Annotated in this window: 18 protein-coding genes and 1 tRNA gene; 12 read left to right on the top strand and 7 right to left on the bottom strand. The window is 53.9% G+C overall.

Annotation, left to right across the window (positions count from 1 at the left end; translation table 11 throughout):
- Positions 1-20 precede the first annotated feature (20 nt).
- Positions 21-725 (bottom strand): YIP1 family protein, encoded by a 705-nt coding sequence (locus tag J0A66_RS20170; protein ID WP_206575670.1) that lies wholly within the window; start codon positions 723-725, stop codon positions 21-23.
- Positions 726-869: 144 nt separating this feature from the next.
- On the opposite strand from J0A66_RS20170, the gene J0A66_RS20165 reads away from it, so the two are divergent.
- From J0A66_RS20165 to J0A66_RS20155, 3 genes are all read left to right on the top strand, one after another.
- Positions 870-1649: an ABC transporter ATP-binding protein gene (locus tag J0A66_RS20165; RefSeq protein WP_206575669.1), complete on the top strand. Its 780-nt coding sequence runs from the start codon at positions 870-872 to the stop codon at positions 1647-1649.
- Positions 1650-1651: 2 nt separating this feature from the next.
- Positions 1652-2845 (top strand): ABC transporter permease, encoded by a 1194-nt coding sequence (locus J0A66_RS20160; protein WP_206575668.1) that lies wholly within the window; start codon positions 1652-1654, stop codon positions 2843-2845.
- A 93-nt stretch (positions 2846-2938) separates the two neighbouring features.
- Positions 2939-4279, top strand: a complete 1341-nt coding sequence (locus J0A66_RS20155) for a diguanylate cyclase domain-containing protein (protein WP_206575667.1) — start codon at positions 2939-2941, stop codon at positions 4277-4279.
- A gap of 19 nt (positions 4280-4298) precedes the next feature.
- Here J0A66_RS20155 and J0A66_RS20150 read toward each other — a convergent pair whose 3' ends face one another.
- The 3 genes from J0A66_RS20150 to gloB all read right to left on the bottom strand — a co-directional run bounded on the left by J0A66_RS20150 (position 4299) and on the right by gloB (position 8003).
- Positions 4299-5288, bottom strand: a complete 990-nt coding sequence (locus J0A66_RS20150) for an ion transporter (protein ID WP_206575666.1) — start codon at positions 5286-5288, stop codon at positions 4299-4301.
- Between the two features lie 138 nt (positions 5289-5426).
- Positions 5427-7085 (bottom strand): lytic transglycosylase, encoded by a 1659-nt coding sequence (locus J0A66_RS20145; protein WP_206575665.1) that lies wholly within the window; start codon positions 7083-7085, stop codon positions 5427-5429.
- Positions 7086-7232: 147 nt separating this feature from the next.
- Positions 7233-8003 carry a hydroxyacylglutathione hydrolase gene (gloB, locus tag J0A66_RS20140; RefSeq protein WP_206575664.1) on the bottom strand — a complete coding sequence of 257 codons (771 nt, stop codon included), beginning with the start codon at positions 8001-8003 and terminating at the stop codon, positions 7233-7235.
- A gap of 93 nt (positions 8004-8096) precedes the next feature.
- Here gloB and J0A66_RS20135 point away from each other — a divergent pair, with 93 nt between their 5' ends.
- Together J0A66_RS20135 and J0A66_RS23630 are read left to right on the top strand one after the other, a co-directional pair.
- Positions 8097-8819: a class I SAM-dependent methyltransferase gene (locus J0A66_RS20135; RefSeq protein ID WP_206575663.1), complete on the top strand. Its 723-nt coding sequence runs from the start codon at positions 8097-8099 to the stop codon at positions 8817-8819.
- Positions 8820-8941: 122 nt separating this feature from the next.
- Positions 8942-10030: a methyl-accepting chemotaxis protein gene (locus J0A66_RS23630; protein ID WP_206575662.1), complete on the top strand. Its 1089-nt coding sequence runs from the start codon at positions 8942-8944 to the stop codon at positions 10028-10030.
- An 87-nt stretch (positions 10031-10117) separates the two neighbouring features.
- On the opposite strand, the gene metG is transcribed toward J0A66_RS23630, so the two are convergent.
- Complete coding sequence (gene metG, locus J0A66_RS20125) at positions 10118-12148, bottom strand: methionine--tRNA ligase (protein ID WP_206575661.1); 2031 nt, start codon at positions 12146-12148, stop codon at positions 10118-10120.
- A 110-nt stretch (positions 12149-12258) separates the two neighbouring features.
- Here metG and apbC point away from each other — a divergent pair, with 110 nt between their 5' ends.
- Together apbC and dcd are read left to right on the top strand one after the other, a co-directional pair.
- The gene (apbC, locus tag J0A66_RS20120; protein WP_241264344.1) at positions 12259-13314 is read left to right on the top strand and encodes an iron-sulfur cluster carrier protein ApbC; all 1056 of its coding nucleotides are present in this window, start codon (positions 12259-12261) and stop codon (positions 13312-13314) included.
- 89 nt (positions 13315-13403) lie between these two features.
- Positions 13404-13997, top strand: coding sequence for a dCTP deaminase (gene dcd / locus J0A66_RS20115; RefSeq protein ID WP_206575659.1), 594 nt, complete (start codon positions 13404-13406; stop codon positions 13995-13997).
- A gap of 15 nt (positions 13998-14012) precedes the next feature.
- Here the strand turns inward: dcd and J0A66_RS20110 are convergent, their stop codons facing one another.
- On the bottom strand, positions 14013-15275 hold the full coding sequence (locus J0A66_RS20110; protein ID WP_206575658.1) for a diguanylate cyclase domain-containing protein: 1263 nt from the start codon (positions 15273-15275) through the stop codon (positions 14013-14015).
- A gap of 247 nt (positions 15276-15522) precedes the next feature.
- Between J0A66_RS20110 and J0A66_RS20105 the strand changes: the two genes are divergently transcribed.
- Positions 15523-15702: a hypothetical protein gene (locus J0A66_RS20105; RefSeq protein ID WP_206575657.1), complete on the top strand. Its 180-nt coding sequence runs from the start codon at positions 15523-15525 to the stop codon at positions 15700-15702.
- Positions 15703-16257: 555 nt separating this feature from the next.
- Here the strand turns inward: J0A66_RS20105 and J0A66_RS20100 are convergent.
- Entirely contained in the window at positions 16258-16701 is a 444-nt protein-coding gene (locus J0A66_RS20100) for a PRC-barrel domain-containing protein (RefSeq protein WP_206575656.1), read from the bottom strand.
- A 402-nt stretch (positions 16702-17103) separates the two neighbouring features.
- Between J0A66_RS20100 and J0A66_RS23625 the strand changes: the two genes are divergently transcribed.
- From J0A66_RS23625 to J0A66_RS20085, 4 genes are all read left to right on the top strand, one after another.
- A complete protein-coding gene (locus J0A66_RS23625; RefSeq protein WP_277603604.1) occupies positions 17104-17238 on the top strand; it encodes a hypothetical protein in 135 nt (44 codons plus the stop codon).
- Positions 17239-17550: 312 nt separating this feature from the next.
- Entirely contained in the window at positions 17551-17721 is a 171-nt protein-coding gene (locus tag J0A66_RS20095) for a hypothetical protein (protein ID WP_206575655.1), read from the top strand.
- Between the two features lie 16 nt (positions 17722-17737).
- Entirely contained in the window at positions 17738-19171 is a 1434-nt protein-coding gene (nhaA, locus tag J0A66_RS20090) for a Na+/H+ antiporter NhaA (RefSeq protein ID WP_206575654.1), read from the top strand.
- A gap of 23 nt (positions 19172-19194) precedes the next feature.
- A tRNA-Pro gene (locus J0A66_RS20085) sits at positions 19195-19271 on the top strand.
- Positions 19272-19417: the final 146 nt, after the last annotated feature.

Raw genomic sequence — 19417 nt, 5'->3', positions numbered from 1 at the left:
TCGCACCCGCTATGCATTCATCAGAATAACAGAATCAATATCCAGGCCGTCCAGATTACCGCATAGGGCGCTATCGCTATGGTCCAGACCTTGTTGGAAGGGATCTGTGTCCACTGACTGATGCCTACGGCAATCAGGTAAATGGTCCAGAAGCTTTCCAGGCGAATGCTCTGTGTCAGGGTAAACCACTCCGAACTCATGGGCACAGACAGCCAGAAGGCCACAGAGGTGACATTCAGACTCTCCGGCGAGAGCTGTCCGTCCTGGGCGATCAATATAACCAATATACTCAACACGGCGCCCAGCGCATTGGGCAATGATACCCACCAGGTCATGCCGTACCAGTCGGTAAAACCCTGTACGTTATGCTCATCCACTTTGGTCATCAGGTTCAGGTACACCGCCAGAATGGCGTTGATCACCACCAGACCGATGCTGGACATAAGGATGGTCAGACTGACCAGGTTGCTGGCAGTCATGCTGCGCCGGGCGGCGTCCTGCTCGGCCGGGCTCACATCGGCAAACTGCTGGTTGATGATAAGGTTTTGGTACCAGTCCATGTCCACCGAATTAAAGTACAGGTAAGCGGGCATAGCGCTGAAACACACCAGCAGCAAAAAAGGCACCCAGGACCAGTTGTTGACCCGTGCCAGTTTGGCAAATACAGGATTGGGCCTGAATAGCACGTCCCGGCAGGCCGCGAAGGGATTATTCACCTCTTGCATCAATGCATTTCCTTGACCAAATAATGGTGGCTATTGTGGCAAATTTTTCGCAAAAAAACTTGTTATAAAAACAGAAGCTTGCAGACTATGTTCGCCAGGAAAGATACCGATACATCGGACAGGGAACAGAGGAGTTTGGTATTCATGATAGAAATAAAAGGGTTGGCGAAGAAATTTGCTGTGGAAAATCCCAAGAAGCTCAGCGAGCAGGAAAAAAAAGATCCCCGGCTAAAGGGCCGTTATTTCCATTCGGTGGAAGATGTCAGTTTTGCCTGTGAGGCAGGCCAGGTCTTAGGCTTGCTGGGACCCAACGGGGCCGGCAAAACGACCACCTTGCGCATGCTGTCCACTGCCCTGAAACCCTCAGCCGGAACGGTGGAAATCAAGGGCGTGGACGTATTGGCCCAGCCCCTGGTGGCGCGCAAAAAATTAGGCTTCTTGTCTGGCGCGACCGGCTTGTACGGCAGACTGACCGGGCGCGAGAATATTTCTTACTTCGGTCGTCTGCATGGGGTGCCGGATCAGCAGATCACCGACAGGATTGACGAGCTGGCTGCCCTTCTGGACATGCACAGCTTTTTGGATCGGCGCTGCGAAACTTTTTCCACCGGCATGAAACAGAAAACCGCCATCGCCCGGGCCGTTATCCATCAACCCGAAGCGGTCATCCTGGATGAACCCACCACCGGCCTGGATATCATGGCCACCCAGACGGTGCTGGATTTTATCCGCCGGCTTAAACAACAGGGGATTCCTGTCATCTTTTCCACCCATCATCTGGATGAGGTGGACGAACTCTGTGATCGGGTAACGGTGATCGATCAGGGCCGCACTCGTTTCGACGGCAGCCTCGGCGCCTTCAAGGCCCTGTCGGTGGGGTCGTTGCATCAATCCTTCCTATCCACTTTGCAACCGGGAGAATAAGCATGTGGCTGGTATTTCGTAAGGAACTGATGGAGCTGCTGCGTGATCGCAAAACATTATTCTTCATGATCGCGATGCCGATATTGCTGTTCCCGCTTATATTCGGCGTGATCGGCTTTTTTACCAGCAAGGCGGTGGAAGAAGCCGAAAGCAAAGTGCTCAATTATGCGTTGATAGGTGCCGAGCATGCACCGGCGCTGAGTCAGGCCATGGCAGACAGTGACAGGTTTTCCCGTGTGGAGCTTGAGGCTGGCGCCGATCATGCGGCCTTGATCCGCAGTGAAACGCTGGATTTTATTCTCACCATTCCGGATAACTTTGCCATTCCGCCCCTCGAGGGTGGCCAGGCCAGATTGGTACTGCTGTTAAACGACGCCGGTCTGAACATGGTCCATCAACGGGTCAGTGAGCTGGTGGAACGGGAAATCCAGCAAAAACGAGCCGATGCCTTTGCCCATCTGGCGCTGGATGAAAACCAGCAACAGGCACTGCTTGAACCCATAGTGCTGGAAAAACAGGATGTGTCTGACAAGCGCGAGAACTGGGGTGAGAAAATAGGCGGTCTGGTGCCTTATCTGGTCTTTATCCTTTGCCTGCAGGGGGCCATGTATCCGGCCACTGACCTGGGCGCCGGTGAAAAAGAACGGGGCACCCTGGAAACCCTGCTCATCTCCCCCATTGAACGCCACAAACTGGTGCTGGGCAAGTTCATGACTATCGCCCTGGCTGGTGTCACCTCGGCATTGATTACAGTCACCAGTATGGCCGGCTGGGGCATTGTGCTCAGCCAGGGCATGGCCATCGAATTTGTCGCCGAGTTTATGGGTGCCATCGGCCTTATCGACTTTGTGCTGATGTTCCTGATGCTCATCCCCATTGTGGCCATATTTGCCTCCATGTTGCTCAGCCTGTCCATCTACGCCAGAAGCTTCAAGGAAGCACAGAGCTATATGGGTGGGGTCATGTTTGTGGTGATTCTGCCTATAGTACTGGCCACCCTGCCGGGGGTGGATCTCGACAGCGGCTGGGCCTGGGTGCCCATCACCAACGTCGCCCTGGCGATTAAGGAGCTGATCAAGGGCACCATGGATTATTATTCCCTCATTGCCATCTTCGGTTCCACAGCCGTGATAGCCGGTGCACTCATCGCCTTTTGTGTGTATTGGTTCAATCAGGAAAAAGTGTTGTTCCGCTAAGCCGAATTCTTTGCCTTTTGGCTGTTAAAGCCGTCAGAAATACGACATGCTTGGCTTTGAGATGTATCAGAGCCAGGCAAGTTGGTATTTACCGTGAAACAAGCTTTCAGCAGTCTGCTGCCTGAAATCACCGATCAGTTGCTCGATGCCATATGCGTGGTGGACGCCGAGGGGCATTTTCTCTACCTCAGCGCGGCCTGCGAGCGTATCTTCGGTTACCAGGCTCATGAGCTCTTCGGCCGCAGGATGATTGAACTGGTGCATCCGGACGACAGGGCCCGGACCCTGCAGGCTGCCCGGGAGATCATGCAGGGCAGTCCCAAGCCTCATTTTGAGAACCGCTATATTCGTAAGGATGGCACTGTGGTGGATATCATGTGGTCCGCCCGCTGGTTTGACTCTCAGGGAGTGCGGGTGGCGGTGGCAAGAGATGTTTCGTCACTAAAGCGTGCCGAGCGTACACGTGAAGTCCTCTACCAGGTTACCCAAACCGCCTATGGGGCAGACAACCTGGCCGTCCGGGGTGAAAAAATACATCAGCTTCTTCTTGGCCTGTTGCCCCTTTCAAGTCTGGCAGTGGTGCAGTATGACCGGGGTACCCGGAACCTGTCCTGTCCGTTTTCTATCGGTCCTGAACCCCCTGAATTGCACAGTGGAGTCTTGCAAAATAACAGTCCGCTGAGCAGGATATTGCTGAATGGTCAGAGTCTGAACCTGAGAGCTGCACAATTGCCGTCGTCCCTGCCTGAGCAATCGGGGGATTGGCTTGGGATACCCTTTCCTGAGCAGGACTGGGGGGCCGGGGCTCTGATCGTACAACTGGCCGGACCTGGCGGCTTTACAGAACAGGACAGGCAGTTGTTACAGTTTGTCGCCACCCAATTAGCCATGGCCATTACCCGCCGGCTGACAGAGCAGCGTCTGATCCATATGGCCTCTCATGACGCCCTGACAAATCTGCCCAACCGCAATTTATTCCATGACAGACTGGAAACTGCCCTGAAACTGGCGCAACGAAACCGGCAAAAACTGGCCCTGCTCTATGTGGACCTGAACCGTTTCAAGGACATTAACGATAATCTGGGCCATGAAACCGGTGACCTGTTGTTGCTGGAAGTGGCTAAACGTCTCGACAGGATTGTCCGGGACGCTGATACGGTGGCGCGTATGGGGGGAGACGAGTTTACCCTGTTGCTGACCGGTATCCGGGATGAAAACGATGTGCAGCGGGTTGAGGAAAAGATTACTGAGGCTTTCCGGCAGCCTTTCGAGTTACAGGAACACTGTCTGAACGTCAGTGTCAGTATTGGGGCGGCTATCTATCCTGAGCATGGGCGAAGCCCGGAACAATTGTTCCGGGTGGCAGATAAGAAAATGTACGCGCTGAAAAAGCGGCAGAAAGCAGACACTCCTGCTACATACCAATCGGATTAATCCGATTGGTATCACTGATTCAGAGCCTGGTTTTCCATTGCTGATGAGACACATGGCCTTTGAGCAGTTCCAGGCATTCGTTAATCACATCCAGCATTTCCTGATCCAGGGTCTGCTCTTCCAGACTGCTGGCCGTAATGCCGTGGCTGATCAGATGATCAATTTTTTCCGGCGTCACATCCAACAACAGATTGATAACCGACTGGATGACAATATCTGAAACGGCCCGCTCCAGGGTTTTCTCAATGGTGCCGCCGACAATGGGTACCATCTTCAGGCCGGCGATTTGCGCATTGCTGCGTACAGCCCTTGAAACACCTGCTTTGACATGCTCGCGCAGCATATTACCGGTTTGCAGATCTTCAATACTCTTACCCGAATGGACCAGCAAATTCGCAACCCAGCGGCACACAACAGGGCGCCTCACCGCCAACACCTTCTGCTGAATTTCGTCAAACAGAGGCGAGCCGCGCTGCAGGTCCCGCTGGGCGTCACTCAGTACCTTCACCACAATACGGTCACTCAGCTCTTCGATTAGCACGTTGTAGTAAAAGGCAAAGAAACGATAAGGCGCCGTGTCTTTCAAATCGATGATCTGGTATTTCTGCAACCGGTAAAGAATGGAGAAAATACGCAGGAAACGCAGAATTCTGGCCCCGCCGATGGGAATGCAGCCAACCAGGTCGTACCAGTGAATAAATGGATAAAAGTACCAGCGCAGGTATTCCTTGCGCCTGACGGCCACCACCCAGCGAAAACAAAACTCGATAAGGAAAATCGACACGAACACCAGGTCAATCAGGATAAAATTGGCATGGATGGGCTTGTACCAGTTGAGCAGGGTCGGGGAGACATCGTTCAGGCTGCTTTGGAACAGTTCGGTGGCATACAATGAGTCGAACAGGATCAGGGCAAGGTTCAGGACTAACAGTCCCAACATCAGAAAATCCAGGACCAGCCAGGTGCCTTCGTGGCTCTCCTTGAGTCTTTTCAGGCTGAAATTTAACATTATATAGTGAGGGAAGAGGGGCTAAGAGTGAGTAGGCAGGGCTGTCCGTAATCTGTAAAGCGCGAAGCGAATTTCGGGAAAAGCGGGCAGACAACCCGGACGCTAAACTGTCTCATCCGGGTTACCCTTAGCATCGCTCTATATCCTTGTGACATCCACATAGATTTTCAGCTTCTGCCCCGGCTGCAGGTACTTGCTGCGGCTCAACTGGTTCCAGCGTTCTATATCGCTGATGCCCACATTAAACCGGCCGGCGATACGTGCCAGGGAGTCACCGTTGCGCACAGTATAGGTGACAGTGCGCATAACGGCGTTGTCGGACTGTTTGCTGGAGATTTTGTTGACCCAGATGACCAGCTTTTTGCCTGGCATCAAGGGGTCTGTGGGTGCCATGCCGTTCCATTTGGCCAGGCTGCGCAGGTTCACATCATACTTGCGGCTCAGGTCCCACAGGGTATCGCCGTTGCCCACGGTATGGTTGAGCTGGTAGGAAGCCCTTGGCTTGGACTGGAGATCTTCCAGCCGCTGTTCGGCGGACAGACTGTAAGTATCCAGGGATCGGAGCGCCACTGGCACGAGCAGATGGTCACCGGTTCGGATCATGTTGCCGCTCAGCTCGTTGACCTGCTGAATCACATCGACTGTGGTGTGATATTTCTTGGCCAGCTTGAGCAGGCTGTCCCCGCTTTTGACCTGGTGACGTACCCAGTTCAGACGCTTGTTATCGTCCAGTTCGTTGAGGGCCAGCATGAAGCTGTCGACTTTATCCACCGGCAGCAGCAGCGTGTGGGGGCCTTTGGGGTCGGTGGCCCAGCGATTATATCCGGGGTTGAGCGCATGCAGTTCTTCAATACTCAGGCCGGCCATTTCGGCAGCCAGGGCCAGGTCGATTTGTGATCCCACATCCACCACGCCGGTGACCTGCCGATTCTCTATGGGGAGCCACTGGGCGTCCCATTGTTCGGCATTTTTCAGGATGTTGGCCAGGGCAAGGAGCTTGGGCACGTAGGCACGGGTTTCACGCGGCAGATCCAGGGACCAGAAGTCCGTCGGCTTGCCTTTACGCTTATTGCTCTTGATGGCCCGCAACACCCGGCCTTCGCCGCTGTTATAAGCGGCCAGGGCATGCAGCCAGTCTCCATCGAACATCTTGTGCAGGTACTTGAGATAGGCCATGGCCGACTGGGTGGAGGCCAGCACATCGCGACGTCCGTCATACCACCAGCTTTGGCGAAGGCCGAAGCGTTTGCCGGTACCGGGAATAAACTGCCACATACCGGCAGCCCGACCATGAGAGTAGGCAAAGGGATCGAAGGCACTCTCTACAATGGGCAGCAGCGCCAGTTCCATGGGCATCTGCTGGCTTTCCAGTTCCTCGACAATCAGATACAAAAAGGGGGCGGCGCGCTTGCTGACCCTGTCCATATATTCGGGATGCTTGAGATACCAGTTTTGCTGAGCCTTGACGCGGTTATCTTCAGGCACTTCGAAGCTGAGCTGCTGGCGTATACGCATCCACAGGTTGGTGACTTCCTGCACTTCCTCCGGCAGTTCCTTCAGCTCGGGGCTGGTTTCGATGGGGTGCTTGATCTCCTGTACCGGATGGGTGACCGGAATCGTGCCTTCCTGGGCCGTCTGGCAGGCTTCAAGGTCATGGTCCGGCTGTTCGCAGGACTCCAGTACCCTGGCTGCAATCTCCAGTTCCTTGTCCTGCTGGACTTCGGACTGGGACAGGTCGGCCGTGCTGACGCAAGCCTGCAGGGCGGACAAGGATAATAGTAAAAGCAGTTTTCTCATTGGCGTACGGCTTCTCTTTGTTGTTCTGACGCGAATCCAACAGTTCAATGGAATCTTATCGGCCGTCGTCTGGGGGTCTCCAATCAAATTGCCCTGAGCCTTAACAGCCCGAGCCCTTTGATCCTCGCGTTGTTGGCATTGTATAGCTTAAAAACGATCTTTCCAGCCCCGGATTGCGGCAAATACCTGCTCCTCACCTGCCAGAGCTTGTCCCTGGTGGGTTTCGGCCTGACGTATGACTGTGTCGACATGGGTACGTAAAAACGGATTGACGGCTTTTTCCAGTTCCAGGCTGGAGGGCAGGGTGGGCCTGTCATGTTCACGCTGGGAGGCGACCCAGTGACTATATTGTTGCAAATCAGCGTTAGCGGGTTCCACCTGGCTGGCAAACTGCAAATTGGCCCGGGTATATTCATGAGCACAATAGACAGGGGTATCGTCCGGCAGTGCCTTGAGCTTGTTCAACGAGTTCAGCATCTGCGCCGGCGTTCCCTCGAATAACCTGCCGCAGCCGGCGCTGAACAGGGTGTCGCCGCAGAAAAGACCCAGTTCCAGGCTGTAAAAAGCGATATGGTCGAGGGTATGGCCCGGCACTTCCAGTACCTCAAACTTGGCAGTAAGACCCGTCAGACCCACAGCGTCCCCCTGGGCGACCCGAAGATGTACAGGTTCGACAGCGGGGTTGTGCGGTCCCACGACCCGGGCGTCGGGAAATACGCCGGTCAGTCGTTTAAGGCCGCCTGTGTGGTCATGGTGATGATGCGTAATCAGAATATCAGTCAGGGTCAGGCTCTCCTGCTGCAGGTAGTCCAGAGCAGGCTCTGCCTGGCCTGGATCCACCAGGCAGGCATGCCGGTCCCGGCGCAGGCACCAGATATAATTGTCACTGAAGGCTTTTATCGGAACTATTTCAATCATATGCTTGGTATTCAAATTCAGGATCTTTGTTATCCCATAGCCTAATACTAACTGAACATGCTGCCATGACAACGACAGGCTGACCCGGTTTCCATGAGACCCGCATTTACCCACCGTAAACCCAGGTATCCAAAATCCTGGCAGGAACTACCCTGTGGCGAGCAGATTCGTGATCTGCTGACCGAACGTCTGAGGCAGGCCAGCCGCCACTGGTTTGGTTATCACCTGGTCAAACTCGGGGCGTTGAGCGCCGAGCTGAATCTGCCCGATTGCCCCATCTCTCATCAGGTTGCCGTTACCGGTGGCGCTGCTGCAAGCGCATCTGTGCTGGCCAGATCCAGGGAGCTGCCCCTGCAAAAGCGCAGCGTCGATGCCTTCGTGCTGGCCTTTGAGCTGGACTTTGCCCAGGATCCCCACCAAATACTGCGGGAAGTGAATCGGGCCATCATGCCGGACGGTCATCTGGTGCTGGTAGGCTTTAATCCGCTGAGTCCGGCCGGTCTGGCCAAGTACCTGCCGTTTAGGCGTGCCAGTTTACTGCACGACGCCCGCTGTTTTTCGACCATGCGTATCAAGGACTGGTTGAATCTGCTCGGCTTCGAAATTATCGAAGAGCAGGGGTTGCTGCACTCCGAATTATTATTCGAAAGACACCTTAATCCAGACAGTCGCTGGCAGCGCTGGGCTTGCCGGTACTGGCGCTGGTTTGGTTCTGTCTATGTGCTGGTGGCGAAAAAGCGTGAACTGCCCCTGTCCCTGATTCGACCCAAATGGAGTCCCAAGCCTGCCTTTATCGGCAAGCAGGTTAATATCTGAATTCCACCAGGGGTAAGCGCATTAATGTCAATGCGCGACGGGATAAATAAAATGTTTGATGTAAGATTCAAAATCGTCGATAAATAGCAATCCTCTCAATGTATTAACAGCGGTATAGCAACATGTTCGGATTGTTTGGCAACAGGGTTAACGAAGAAGATCAGAAAAAGATTAAAGCCCTGGGGGACGAGAATCAGGCGCTTCGACAACAACTTGCCCAGTTGGAGGAAAAGCTCAGACAATCCGACGCTACTGTGGCCGAACAACAGGCCGACGCCAACGGTCTGAAAGACCTAAGCCATGTCTGGCTGAACGGCCAGCAGCATCTGTACGGGGTGCGCAATGCCCTGCACCAGACAGTGGATACCCTGCAGCATGAACGCAGCAGACTGGAAAATACCGACGAGGTCTTCAGTGGATCATCGGATGTGCTTGATGAGACAGTGGTGGGCTTAAGCCAAATCGATAAGCTGTCCGAAAAAGGGGTGGCCCACGCCACGGAATTGTCCTCACTGGCCAGCCGCATCAGTAATTTCGTGGTCTCCATCAACTCCATTGCCGAACAGACCAACCTGCTGGCCCTCAATGCTGCCATCGAGGCGGCTCGCGCCGGCGAAAGCGGCCGTGGCTTTGCGGTGGTGGCCGAAGAGGTGCGCAATCTGGCCATGCGCTCTTCCGAGTCCACTCAGGAAATCAATAACCTGGTAGAGAAGATCGAAGACAGCACGCGCAAGATTGAATCCAATATCAACCAGGTCTCTCAGCAATCCCGGGGACTGCTGGACAAAACCGGAGAAGTGCGGGACAAGGTCAGCCAGGTGCTGGAAATGTCGCATTCCATGCGTGATGTGATTAACAGCTCGGCTCAAAGGACATTCCTGTCCAGCACGCAACTGGATCACCTGATATTCAAAACCCGGGTCTACGAAGGGGTATTGCAGAACGACACCAAGGCGGCCGGTCAGTTGACTGACCATCGTGCCTGTGAACTCGGCCAGTGGTATCAGGGTGAAGGCAGTGGTCAGTTTGGCGGCTCTTCCGAGTTCAAGCAACTGGATACCGTGCATCGTCAGGTGCATGACCTGGGCAAGAAAGCCCTGAGCGAGCTGGCAGGGGGGATCAACGACAACCTGCTCAAAACCCTTCGCCAGATGGAACAAAGCAGCGAAGCGGTGATGCAGTCTATTGATAAGCTGGCTGGGAAGGTGTAGTAACAGGACCGAAGGACGGGTGACCAGTAACGAGTGACATGAAAAAAGCGCCAATCGGCGCTTTTTTTGACTCTGTCGGGCTTAGGCTTATTTTACCTTCATACCCGGCTGGGCGCCCTCATGGGGCTCCAGGATCCATAGATCCTTGCCGCCGGGGCCGGCGGCCAGCACCATGCCTTCGGACAGCCCGAAACGCATCTTGCGCGGCGCCAGGTTGGCTACCATCACTGTCAACTTGCCTTCCAGATCTTCCGGGGCATAGGCGGATTTGATACCGGCAAACACCTGGCGGGTCTCGCCGCCCAAATCCAGTTGCAGACGCAGCAGCTTGTCCGCCCCTTCCACATGCTCGGCTTTGGCTATTTTAGCGATACGCAGATCGATTTTGGCAAAATCCTCAAAACTAATGGTTTCGCCAATGGGGTCCTTGGCCAGCGGGCTGTCGGCGGACACTTTATCGGCAGTGGCCTGCAGGTTTTCTTTGGAGGCGTCGATCATGGCAGTCACCTTGTCGGCATCGACCCGCTGCATCAATGCTTTAAACGGATTGATGGCATGGTCGGTTAAAGTGGTCTGGGCGCCGGCCCAGTTCAGTTGGTCATTCAGGAACAGCTCGGCCTGTTCCGCCAGTTTTGGCAGCACCGGTTTTAAGTACACCATCAGAATGCGGAACAGGTTTATACCAAGGGAGCAGACCTGCTGGGTATGGGCCTGTTTGGTCTCATCCTTGATGGTCACCCAGGGTGCCTGGGCGTCGATGTACTGGTTGGCCTTATCGGCAAGGGCCATAATCTCGCGGATGGCCCGGTTGTACTGGCGCTTTTCATAGGCATTGGCGATGCTCTCACCAGCCTGCTGGAATTCGGCTACCAGGGCCGGCTCGGGCAGTTCGGCGGCCAGCCTGCCGTCAAAGCGTTTGGTGATAAAGCCGGCGCAGCGGCTGGCGATATTTACCACCTTGCCGACCAGATCGGAATTGACCTTGCTGACGAAATCCTCAAAGTTCAGGTCAATATCTGTCACGCCTTCGGAGAGCTTACTGGCAAAGTAGTAACGCAGGTACTCCGGGTTCAGGTGATTCAGGTAGGTCCGACCCTTGATAAAAGTACCGCGGGACTTGGACATCTTGCTGCCGTTGACCGTCACAAAACCGTGCACATTGACCCCGGTGGGTTTGCGGAATCCCGCCCCTTCGAGCATGGCCGGCCAGAACAGGCAATGGAAATAGGTGATGTCCTTACCGATAAAATGATACAGCTCGGCATCGGAGTCCGGCTTCCAGAACGTGTCGAAGTCCACCCCGTGTTCGTTACAATAATGCTTAAAGCTGGCCATATAGCCCACCGGCGCATCCACCCAGACATAAAAAAACTTGCCCGGCGCATTGGGTATCTCGAAACCAAAATAAGGGGCGTCACGGCTGATATCCCACTGCTGCAGCCCGTCTTCGAACCATTCTTGCAACTTGTTGGCCATCTCGGACTGAATGGCGCCGCTTCGCAGCCATTCCCTGAGCATGCCCTCGAACTGGGGCAGGTCGAAGAAATAGTGCTCGGAGTCCTTGAGTACAGGCGTGGCGCCTGATACCACAGAACGGGGGTTTTTCAGCTCGGTGGGACTGTAGGTGGCGCTGCACACATCGCAGCTGTCGCCGTTCTGATCTTCTGCGCCGCAGCTTGGACAGGTGCCCTTGACGAACCTGTCCGGCAGGAACATCTGCTTTTGCGGATCATAAAGCTGGCTGATGGTACGCTTACTGATGTAACCAGCCTGATCCAGGCGGTTGTAGATCAGCTCCGACAGCTCACGGTTTTCCGGGGAATGGGTTACATAGTAGTTGTCGTATTCCACGTAAAAGTCGAGCAGATCCTGGTGATGCTCCTTGCGGGTTTGCTCCACCATCTGCTCCGGCGTAATACCCAGTTCCTGGGCCTTGAGCATGACCGGCGTCCCATGGGCGTCATCGGCGCACACAGAATAGCACTGATGGCCGCGCATTCGCTGAAACCGGGTCCAGATATCCGTCTGGATATGCTCCAGCAAATGACCCAGATGAATGGAGCCATTAGCATAGGGAAGGGCACTGGTGACCAGGATTTTACGTTGCGAATCTGCCATAACCGCCTTATCTAAGTGAGAAGTTTGAGGGCTGGAATTGAAAAGAGGCAAATGGTACCCAAATCTAGGCTTTAATGCATCACCAAATCACATCCCAAAGGGAGTCGTCCTTGTTCTTCAAATCGAGTCAATCCAGTGCGTCAGCCGAGCAGGTTGTCAATGTGCTCAGCGGATTTTTCCAGCTCTGTCCTGCTCAGGTAAAAGGCTGGGTGGAAACCTCAAGAAAAGGCCTGACCATCACCTTGCCCTTTGCCTGTTCCTCCCGGTCAGACGAGCTGGAAAAGCGCCTGTCCGAGGTGGCGGACAAGGTTGAACTGCAGCAGAAGGTGGCGTTTTCCGGCCAGCCAAAAAGGGCCCACCGCAGTATCCGCAATCTGGTGGCAGTGGCTTCCGGCAAAGGGGGCGTGGGCAAGTCCACTTCCACTGTCAATCTGGCCCTGGCCCTGCAGGCTGAAGGGGCCAGGGTGGGCATTCTGGATGCAGACATCTACGGACCCTCTATACCCATTATGCTGGGGAACTCTCAGGAACATCCCACCTCCAGCGACAACAAGCATATGCAGCCCCTTGAGGCTCACGGACTGGTGGCCAATTCCATCGGTTACCTGGTCTCAAAAGACGATGCGGCTATCTGGCGGGGCCCCATGGCCAGCAGGGCTTTACAGCAACTGCTTAACGAAACCCTGTGGCCGGAGCTGGACTATCTGCTTATCGACCTGCCCCCTGGCACAGGGGATATCCAACTGACCCTGGCCCAGCAAATCCCTGTGTCCGGCGCGGTGGTGGTCACCACCCCGCAAAACATTGCCCTGGCCGATGCGCAAAAGGCCATCGCCATGTTCAACAAGGTTAATGTGCCGGTACTTGGCGTACTGGAAAACATGAGCTATCACCAGTGCGAAAAATGCGGCCACAAAGAGTATTTGTTTGCCCGGGATGGGGGGGAGCACATCAGCAGCCATAACCAGGTGCCGCTTTTAGGTCATATCCCGTTGGATATTCATATCCGTGAATATACAGACAGCGGCAAAGCTCTGATCACAGAACGCCCCGACAGTCCTCTGAGCCAGGCGTATGGCGCTGCGGCAAGACAGCTTGCCCTGGAGCTTTATCTGCATAGTCTCAAGGCCCCCCAGGCGATTGATATCAGCATGCAAAATGATTGATTTAAACATTGAAGCGACCGGCGGGGGCATGAATAATAGCCCCCCGTTAGTGCGTTTGTGTTGCAAACCCTTTTCCCAGTGAGATCCCAATGCGTTTATGTGACAAAGACATCAAGACCTGGCTCAACGAAGGCAAGATCAGAATCAGCCCCATGCCTGAGGAGTCTATGATCAGCGGCGTCACCGTGGATATTCGCCTGGGTAACAAATTCCGGGTCTTTGAGGACCATGCCGCGCCTTATATTGATTTAAGCGGTCCCAAGGAAGAAATGCAGGCGGCCCTGGAATCGGTGATGAGCGATGAAATAGAACTGCCCGACGGCAAGGCGTTTTTCCTGCATCCGGGAGAACTGGCCCTGGCGGTAACCATGGAATCGGTGACCCTGCCGGCCAATGTAGTGGGCTGGCTGGATGGCCGTTCGTCCCTGGCGCGCCTGGGTTTGATGGTGCATGTGACCGCGCATCGCATCGACCCGGGCTGGTCCGGCAATATCGTGCTGGAATTTTTCAACAGCGGTAAGTTGCCGCTGGCACTCAAACCCAAGATGAAGATTGGCGCCCTGAGCTTCGAGGTCCTGTCGGATTTCGCCGAAAAGCCCTACAACTCAAGAATCGACGCCAAGTACAAGGATCAGGACGGCGCGATTGCCAGCCGCATCAGTTCGGACGAACGTCGTAGCTGATCTGCCTTCGCATAGTTAGCTTTTGTTGACCAATTCCGGCGGTTCCTGAAACAGTTGATAGGAAGCCTGCAAACTCCCTTTGGCCAGATACATGGCTTGGTCAGCGTGTTTCAACAGCATTTCACAGTTTTGTGCATCGAGCGGGAAAACGCTGATGCCAACACTGAGATTGATGATCAGTTGGCGGTGGCTGAGCTGGTGGGGAGCGGCGAAGGCCTGGATAATTTTCTCAGCGACCTGTTCGGCGTCACGACTATGGGCAATTTCGGCAAGCAGAATGACAAATTCATCACCACCGTAGCGACAGACTGTGTCGCTGGTTCTGACACAGTCCTGCAGTCGCCTGGCCACCGATTGTAAAAGCTCATCGCCGACACTGTGGCCGAATGAGTCATTGACGAGTTTGAATTGGTCCAGGTCGATAAACAGCATGCCGACCATTTTCCTGTGCCTGATGGCCATCTGTACTGCCTGTTGCAGTCGTTCTTCGATAAGGGGCCGGTTGGGTAATCCGGTTAAACTGTCATGGTAAGCGGTGTATGCCATTTTCTCAGATATGACCCATGTGCGGCTCACATCATGCAGCACAATAACATGTCCGACTATCTGTCCTTCAGCATTACTAATCAAGGATAACCTGTCTTCTACAGGCACTTCCCTTCCGTCCCGCTTTAGTAGAAGGTGTTCTGACTTTTCATCCTCTTGGATACTTTGAGTACAGCAGTCGACAGGACGTCGGGTTTGGCTGTCGATTAACAGAACCACTCTTGTAAAATGTTTGTCGATGGCCTGCTTGGCTGGCCAGCCCGTGAGAAGTTCTGCAAGCTGGTTAAGGTAGATGATCTGACCCTTAAGGTCACAGATCAGCACCGCATCCCCCATCGCATCGAGTGCCACGCCGGCCAGCTCCTGATAATCCAGTTCGCGAATACCCCGCGCGCTTATCGGATGGTCAGGCTGATTGGTCTCGCCGAAATAGCGTATGGCCTTAGTCAGCCATTGATTGTTGCTCAGGACATTTTCACCCAATACCAGCAGCAAGGTGGTTGCAGGAAGGAGTGAAATGAGTCTGAGTTTAATGTCCAGCCCGGACGCCGACGTGAGTTCAATGATGACCATCTCGACGTCGTATTTAGTTAGGAGTTTTATTGCCTCTGCGGTTGTCTTTGCCTGGCGAAGATGCAGCGACGGGACTTTTTGATGTATGGCGTCGATGATGGAACCAGCCCTCAAGGTGTCTTCCATCACGAGCAACAAGTTGATTTTCGAGCTGGACATTGGCATTGCCTTCTTCTGAGTAGGCAGTTGGGAAACTCCTGGCAATTGCTTATCTGTTCACCACCGCATCCCGTAAATGAGAGTGGTATGAACTGGTTGCTGCGGAAGCCCCTGCACTGAATATTATAAAACCCTAAGTTTGTGCTAGGTTTATCTGAACATCTGTTCGCTATCGTACATAACCGTAATCAATATGCTGGTATACCAAGAGGTACAGCCACAGCATTGAGTCCTAGCGGAGAGTCAGATGGAAGAAATCAGTCCGAACAGCAACAATTTGCACTACACTCAGTTGCCGCGTAAAGAGCGACATCAGGCCGCCTTGAATCCCCATTGGCCTAAAGCACTGGTTCCAACTGCCTATGCAAAGCCCACCCTGGTTGAAGTAAAAGTAGGGCCCTATCCTGATAACAAGGAGCATCTTTAACTCTGATTATCTGACGGGGAGGCCTGTAGCTGACGGAAGCAACAGGGGAAACCCCATGCCAAAAGAGAATCCGGCACCCATTCCCAGTGACAACAAGCTGTTGGCAGCCTTGCCGCTGGAAAGCCAACAGCAATTGTTTTCCCTACTAAGCTAGTGAATCTTAGAGTTCGAGTCCGGCCAGCAACTGGCCCAAGCCGCAGCCTGCCGCTGCTATCACGACGTAAGGGTGAGACTGGCCCGTTGTCTGTTGATGGGGCATGACAGGGCTGAATCGGATTATCTCAGACTGTTCCACAGGATTCTCGCCGATATGCTGTGGGGCGCAGCGCCGTCACTATTGAGGCTCGTCAGTTACAGGACAAAAAATGATCCGGTATCGCCGCGGGCAGATACAAGTTTCGTCCCATTGAGGCCTGATGGGGATCAGTTGCGGTTGTTATGCGGCGGATCTGAAAAGCTATGATCAATGCTTGCCTCTGACAGCCCACTATAACTGTGGGCTGGGCGGGAAAAGAACGGGCAGCGCCGATGGCCAAACTGCCCGTGTTTGTAATGTTATTGCTGGGCCTTTTCTGGTCCGTGCCTGACGGCTTTTTGGGGCCTCGGATGACCCACGCCATAATATCCGTAAATATCAGACATCCAGGCCGGGTCATTCAGATCAGGCCAATTGCCGTTGTCAAAATCCGGGGCGCTTTTCAACCTGTCTAACGAAATATCCAGCACAAAACGCTTACGGTGGGTGTCCAGCGTCAGCGCCTTCCACGGAATGGCAAGCAGCTTTTCTCCGATCCCCCAGAATCCTCCGTTCGACATGATAACGAACGATACTAAACCTGCTGGCAGTTCCACCACCAGGTCGTGCAATTGGCCCAGTTTCTCGTCCCTGTGGTTATAGACGTCCTGGTCACATAAGCTGCTCGTACGGAATAGTTGTATTGCGGGCAAACTATCGACAGCGATTTTTGTCCTGCTGGTTTCATTGGCCACGTCATTCATTGCTTGCCCTCCTCTGTATCCTTGCAAAAAACCACCGGGCGTTTCTTGTTCGGCGATCTTCTGTGGTCACCGGATTGCCGATGGTCGGTAAGTTGTTCCATTTGATCAATGGAAGGGCGTCTGACGGGAGATTTCTGTATGTAGTGGCTTTGTTGCATGGATCTCACTCCTGTTGGATTGCCAGGGGAATAGCGTTCCTGGCAGGATTATCCTGCCAACTTCCAGGTGGCGGGTCTGTGCGATAGCGCATATACGGAAGGGGGAAACTAACTAGCTTTGCAAAAATAAATAACAACTTTTTTACGGGGTGTGTGCCAGCGCACAGATAGGCGGAGCAGGCGGCGTTAAGCTATTACTCTTCGCTTAGGCAATCAGGCCGACAGCGAGAATCCAGAGGTGCCTATGCAAACTCCCAATAAAGACAGTAACCCCAATCAAAACGTGAACAAACCCTCACAGCAGCAGAAACTTGCCCCCGGCAGTGACCAGCAGAAGAAGCAAGCACAGCAAGCCGAAAAGCGCCAAGAGAAGAAATAATCTTCATAGGACAGCAGTCCAGATTGCAAGGAAGATGAGTCGCTACAAGGAAGTTGAATTTACAGGGAACGTAGAAGCTACAAGGAGGTAGAGGCTACAAGGAAGTAGAGGCTAAAAGGAAGTAGGAACTACAGGAAATTTGGAAGCGACAAGGATGTTTGATAGGGCAAGGAAGTTACTATAGCGTTTTACTCGGCATGGACGCGACAAGGAAGCAATAGTACGAGATGGTTGAACGTTAGGCCCCTGCATAGTCAGGGGCCATTTCTTTTTTATTATCTGATCAGGCGGTTTAGCCGGTGGAGGTATCTCATGAACGATGTCAGTGAAGAACAGCGAAAAATGATGGAGGAGCATGGCATTCGCAGCGAAACCAAAGTCATTTACTGGTACAAGGAGCATAGCTACGAAAAACTACAGCATGCCCTCGATTATGCCGCGCTTGAGAGCCGGCGGACCCCCTCTAAAATAAGGTCGGGCTAACGGGGCGGAGGGAGGAATGCATAGGGCCAAAGCAGGGAATGACGGGCAGTTGGACCGGATGCCCAAGGAACTGATTGACTGGCTTAACAAACCAGTGGGCCGCTTTTTGCGTATCGAAGCGGCGGCTGCAGCCTTCTTATTGGTGGCGACCTTGCTTGCCATGTCTCTGGCTAACTCCCCCTGGTCGGAACACTATTTCTCATGGTGGCAGGTGGAGTTTGGTCTTCGTCTCGGCCAGATGGAAATCAGTCATAGCTTGCTAGACTGGATCAACGATGCGGTAATGACGCTGTTCTTTTTTGTGGTGTCGCTGGAACTTAAAAGAGAACTGGTACTGGGCGAGTTGCGTCAACCACGCCAGGCGTTGCTCTCGGTTTGTGCCGCAATGGGCGGGATGGTGGTGCCGGCCGGCATCTATCTGGCAATGATGTGGGGACATTCTGCGCAGCACGGCTGGGGTATGGTCATGGCCACCGACACCGCTTTTGTGGTTGGCTGTCTGGCCCTGCTGGGCTCAAGGATCCCGTTACAACTGCGGGTTTTCCTGCTGTCGTTGGCCATCGTCGACGATATCGGGGCAATTCTGGTGGTAGCAATCGGTTACGGAGAGGCCCTTAACTACCAGGCGTTGGCACTGGCCGGTATCGGTCTGCTGGCAGTGCGGGGGATGGCTTGGTTAGGTATACGTAACCTGATGTTGTACTTCCTGCTCGGCGCGGGCATTTGGCTGGCCATGGACCATTCCGGTATACATCCTACCGTAACGGGTGTGATTTTGGGCTTGATGACACCGACTCTGAAGTGGGTCAGCGATGCCCGTTTACACCAGATTCTGCACAATGTGGTTGCCCATCCTCCCGGCCAGAAGTGGAGCGGCAACACCCAAGCCAGAATGATGCTGCGGACCGCCGAGGCAGCGGCAAGAGAAGCGCTCTCGCCAGTAGAAAGGCTGGAAATCATGCTGCATCCCTGGGTGGGCTTCCTGATAATGCCCCTATTTGCTTTTGCTAACGCCGGTGTTTCGATGGGAGACATCACCTTCTCTGGTTCATTGGTTCCCGCGATTGTAGTCAGCTTCATCATCGGTAAGCCACTGGGCGTGTTCCTGTTCAGTTGGTTTGCGGTGAAACTGGGCCTGGCGGTCCGCCCGGCAGAACTGAGCTGGCCAATGTTGATGGCTGGCGGGATGTTATGTGGTATCGGATTTACCATGGCTTTGTTTATTGCCGGTCTCGGCATGGCTGCGTCCGACCTGAATGAAGCCAAATTGGCTATCCTGGTTGCCTCGGTGTGTTCGGCGCTATTGGGACTGGCTTTTCTGATAGGGTTCTCAGTACCTTCCTCTTTGCAAAAAAGCTCCCGTCATCGCCAGAATAGCGACAAACTGCCTAAGGAATCGGCAAACGGTTCACAAAGGGCAACAAGAGCGTTGCAAAGCCAAACAAAATGAGTAAACTGTGCAGCCTCTTCGGTCGGCGTGTAGCGCAGCTTGGTAGCGCACTGTCATGGGGTGTCAGGGGTCGGAGGTTCAAATCCTCTCACGCCGACCAACTTCTTCTCTCCCCAGATTAGGCTCTACCCCATAAACGGGGGATCAGCACTCAACGTACACGATTAATAACACCATTCCATCCGCAATGGGTCATTACTCTGATCCGGTAGTTTTCAAAATTTCTAAAACCATACGCTCTTCTCG

Origin of the sequence: Bowmanella dokdonensis, assembly GCF_017254865.1 — a bacterium.
Taxonomy (GTDB): Bacteria; Pseudomonadota; Gammaproteobacteria; order Enterobacterales; family Alteromonadaceae; genus Bowmanella; species Bowmanella dokdonensis.
The sequence above is the reverse complement of the archived record's forward strand: the minus strand, read 5'-3'. Positions and strand labels throughout refer to the sequence as shown.